Source organism: Candidatus Thermoplasmatota archaeon (assembly GCA_030018475.1).
Lineage (GTDB): Archaea > Thermoplasmatota > JASEFT01 > JASEFT01 > JASEFT01 > JASEFT01.
The window spans coordinates 1-1,911 of sequence record JASEFT010000094.1 but is presented as its reverse complement, the minus strand read 5'-3'; the positions used below and the strand labels follow the sequence as shown (position 1 = coordinate 1,911).

Sequence of the window (1,911 nt, the reverse complement as noted above, 5' to 3'; positions counted from 1 at the left end):
ATCAAAATTCCTTTAATAACTTTGGTTTTGTTTAGTTTGCTTTTACCAAACCCTCCCTCGAGTTTTGCTAAAAATAAAATTCAAGCAGAAGGAGAAATAAATGGAGAAATATTAGGGGAACAATTGTTTCAAGAATCGGAATTTCCATTGGAACCTTCAATTCCTGGAAGAATAGAGAAAACTGGAACCTATTTTGAGATAAGAGATAGCGAATATCTTAACATTACTTTAAAAAGCACCGAGGAAATAAAAATAGTTTTGGAATCAATTCCCAGAATGATTAGTATGGATATTGAGGCTGCTAAAGATAATATTAACTCTACTGAATTAACTATTGGAGGCTTAAAAGTAAATGAAACCTATTATAAATACCAAGACAGCTATAAAAATGAAACTGTTTTCGTTTCAGATGGAAATGGAAATTATAGCTGGCGACAAGATTTATCCCAACCCCATCACATCTGGATTCAAGAAAAAAGAGGAACAATATTCATTCCTGATGATTGCTCAAAATATGGAATTTGGGATGAAGCAACAAGAACCTGCACCTTAAATCGAGATTTAACCGAAAGCGTAGAGTTCACCTCAGATAATATTATTCTAGATTGCCAAACTCGTAATATAACAGGTGATCAGACCAGTTATGGTATTTATCTCAACGGTAAAACAAGTGTGGTAATAAAAAGTTGTATTATAAGCAATTTTTCAGTTAATCTCGGACTCTTCAATTCGAGCGGTAACACTATATCTAATAACAATTGTTATAATGGAAAATATACATGTCTATCTCTAGGGTTCTCAAACAACAACACAATATTAAACAATAATTTTTCGCATAGCAAATTTGGTATTTGGCTAAGTGACTCAAGCAACAATAATTTATTAAATAACACAATTTCGAACAATTCTGACCAGGGTCTCTCTTTTTATGGAAGCTCAAATAATAATCGCATGCTAGAAAATAATTGCAAAAATAACTACCATGGTGTGATCATTCATTCTTCGGGTAATATAATCTCTGAGAATGTAATAGTAGGAAATCAATCTGGTATTTTTTGTCGTTCAGAGAATAATACTTTTTATGGAAATAATATAAAAGGAAATAGGTGGGGTATTTTGCTTTACCCAGGATCTGGCAATAACACTATTTGGAAAAATAGCCTAACAGGAAACACAACAGAAGCTATTTTTCTTTGGAAATCATCTAGGAATCGCATTTTGGAAAACAGTATAAAAAGTAACTTCTGGTTTGGTATCGGACTGAGTCTTTCTAAGGATAATATTATATCTAAAAATGACATCAGTGATCATATATATGGCATCTATTTTGGATATGGCGCTTATCCTGAGTCACGTAATAATTTAGTCTCTAAAAATAACATAACGAGGAACGGTTATGGAATTTACTTGCGTTACTCCTATGAAAACCAAATTTTTCATAATAATTTCATACACAATGGTAGACAAGCGGTCATTTATAGCGGATTAGATAATATCTTCGATAATGGTTACCCTGATGGAGGGAATTATTGGTCGGATTATACTGGAGTAGATTTACATTCGGGTCCAAATCAAGATCAACCGGGATCAGATGGAATAGGTGATACCCCTTATATTTCCCGTGCTCGCCCTCATCACCGCATTATAGATAGATATCCTTTTATGGAAGAAAGCGGCTGGGAAAAGCCTCGAAAGTGGTCATTTGCCATTATTACTGACATTCATTTGGGGAGAGGTTATCCAGATTATGATGGGGAAAGTTATGATGACGGATATGGAGGAGAAGATTATTACCTTAGTGAAAGATTAAAGAAAGCAATCGATTGGATAAATGAAAATAAAAATAATATCAAATGCGATGGAACTCCTTGCCCGATTCAATTTGTTGCTGTTTTGGGAGACATTACTGAT

Annotated in this window: 1 protein-coding gene; it reads left to right on the top strand. The window is 33.6% G+C overall.

The genetic code is table 11. From position 1 onward, the window contains the following. Positions 1-1,911: NosD domain-containing protein (locus tag QMD21_07640; protein MDI6856634.1), on the top strand; the 1,911-nt coding region annotated here is incomplete at both ends.